The organism is Hominiventricola sp., from assembly GCF_057604405.1.
This window is the reverse complement of record NZ_DBLYVB010000061.1, coordinates 1-2,907: the sequence shown is the minus strand read 5'-3', so window position 1 is coordinate 2,907 and position 2,907 is coordinate 1. Positions and strand designations below refer to the sequence as shown.

Below are 2,907 nucleotides of genomic sequence, written 5' to 3'. Positions count from 1 at the left end.
TATTTCATGGAGCACCATGATATGAAAGATGCAGCTGAGTTCCTGAAAAATGAGTATGGAACAGGTGGTTCTTCACCCGGAATACCAGGAGCAGGTGCTTCCGACGCATCCCATGATGCAAAAGGATTAAAACTTGCAAAAGGGAAAATTGGCAGTCCAGAGGTAGAAGTTTTATTAAAGTGGAACAAAGTTGCAGAACGTGTCCGCCAGTTAATCCGCACAGATGATTATTTGTCACCGGAAGAAATGGAAAAGTACGAAGAACGACAGGAAGCACAAAGACTGGCAGATTTGGAAGAAGCACAGCAGATGTTAGGAGAACAGCTGGAGCAGGATACTTTGACTGCTGAAGATATAACTGATTTGCGATTAGTTGATTCAGAATATATGTCTGGTACCAGAACAACAATTCATGATTTTGATTGTAAAGTTAAGGGAGAAGCGAATCGACTTCAATACACATTAGAATATCATGATGATGGAGAAGGTTTCACGATTCATACGGAAAAAGATGATATTTGGAATCGAATGTCAACACAAGAATTGGAACGTCTGGATGTAAAACTCGGACAAGAAGTACTTTATTATCATTATCACAACAAAACTGTAAATGCGGATACCTTAGATGAATTACGGGAAATCAGGGAAGAAATTATGGAGGAAGAGTCCTCGTATTTTACTGCTATTTCTCAACGTGTGTGGACAGATTATGATAAAAAAGAAAAAGAATTATCGGGAGAAGCTGAGGTATCGGAAGAAAAAGAATCTTTGGAAGAGATTAACGGAATAGCAGAACCGATTCAAGCAACGAACTTCCGCATCACAGATGATGAACTTGGACAGGGAACACCGAAGGAGAAATTCCGAGCCAATATCATGGCTATCCAGTTGTTAAAGAAATGTGAGGATGAGAACCGCAATGCGACATCAGAGGAACAGAAAATCTTATCCAGGTACGTTGGCTGGGGAGGTCTTGCAGATGCATTTGATGAGACAAAAGCTGCATGGGAGACAGAATATTTGGAATTAAAGACGGTTCTTACACCAGAGGAATATGCTGCAGCCAGAGCTTCCACCTTAAATGCTCATTATACACAGCCGATTGTGATTGAAAGTATGTATCAGGTGTTGGAGAATCTGGGATTTACAAAAGGAAATATTCTGGAGCCGTCTATGGGAGTTGGTAACTTCTTTGGAATGCTTCCGGAGAATCTAAACCAGTCCAAACTCTATGGTGTGGAACTGGACAGCATCAGTGGTAGAATTGCAAAGTTGCTCTATCCAGATGCCAATATTCAGATTAAAGGTTTTGAGAAGACAGATTATCCTAATGATTTTTTTGATGTGGCGATTGGAAATGTGCCATTTGGTGCATACAAGGTCAATGACCGTCAGTATGATCGCTACAATTTCATGATTCATGATTACTTTCTTGCCAAGACTATAGATCAGTTACGTCCAGGCGGCGTGGCTGCGCTGATCACAACAAAGGGAACCATGGATAAAGCATCACCGGAAGTTCGGAAATATCTGGCAGAGCGTGCAGACCTGCTGGGCGCAATCCGACTGCCGAACACAGCTTTTAAGGCAAATGCAGGAACAGAAGTCAGTGCTGATATCCTGTTTTTCCAGAAGAGGGAAAGCCTTACGAAAGAAATGCCGGAATGGATAAATCTGGATAGTGATGTCAATGGCATTACAGTCAATCAGTATTTTGTTCAGCATCCGGAAATGATTCTGGGTGAGATGAAAGAAGTGTCCGGTCCGTATGGTATGGAAACAACCTGTGCTCCAATGGAAGGAGCTGATTTAGAATTACAGTTAGCAGAAGCAGTGAAACACATCAAGGGAAGCATGGCACCGGTAGTAGATGTGGAGACAGAACTGGATGAGATGCCAGAGAGTATTCCAGCAGATCCAAATGTGCGAAATTACAGTTATACGGTGGTAGATGATCAGGTATATTACCGTGTCAACTCTTTGATGAATCAGGTGAAAATGCCTGCCGCTACTGCAGAACGTGTAAAAGGGATGGTTGCAATCCGTGATACTGTCCGAGAGCTGATCGCTTTGCAGATGGAGGAAAACGTCACAGATGAAGAAATCCAGAAACAGCAGGAAAAACTGAATCAGGTATATGATACCTACACGGTAAAGTATGGAGTCATTGGAAGTAATGCCAACAAACGGGCATTTTCTGATGACTCTTCTTATTGTCTGCTGTGTTCCCTGGAAGACTTGAATGAAGATGGAACATTGAAGCGGAAAGCGGACATGTTCACCAAACGAACCATCAAAAAGGCGGTCGCTGTGACAAGCGTGGAGACAGCAACAGAAGCATTGGCATTGTCTCTTAACGAAAGGGCAAAGGTAGACCTTCCTTATATGGCAGAGCTGACAGGAAAGACCGAAGAGAAGATCACAGAAGAACTGGTCGGAGTTATCTTTAAGAATCCACTGACAGACCAGTGGGAAAGTGGAGATGAATATCTGTCCGGAAATGTCAGAGATAAATTAAATACTGCGAGAACCTTTGCCGAGAGTCATCCGGAATTTACACCGAATGTCCGTGCATTGGAGGCGGTTCAGCCGAGAGATCTGGAAGCATCCGAGATTGAGGTGCGTGTTGGAGCCACATGGATTGAACCTTCGGATTATCAGGATTTTATGGTGGAACTGCTTCATACGCCGTGGTATCTTGCACAGAAGGAAATACAGGTAAAATTCTCAGAGGTAAATGGTGAGTGGAGGATTACTGGAAAGAATGCCGACAGTCCGAGAAATGCGTTTGCCTATGCAACGTATGGAACTGAGAGAGCAAATGCCTATAAGATTCTGGAAGATACCCTGAATCTGAAAGATGTACGCATCTATGATAAGAGTGTCAATGAAAATGGTGATGAGATC

At 42.9% G+C, this 2,907-nt stretch carries 1 protein-coding gene; it reads left to right on the top strand.

Annotation, left to right across the window (positions count from 1 at the left end; translation table 11 throughout):
- A partial coding sequence (locus ACZMB2_RS13840; protein WP_522731582.1) for a winged helix domain-containing protein occupies positions 1-2,907 on the top strand: 2,907 nt, incomplete at both ends.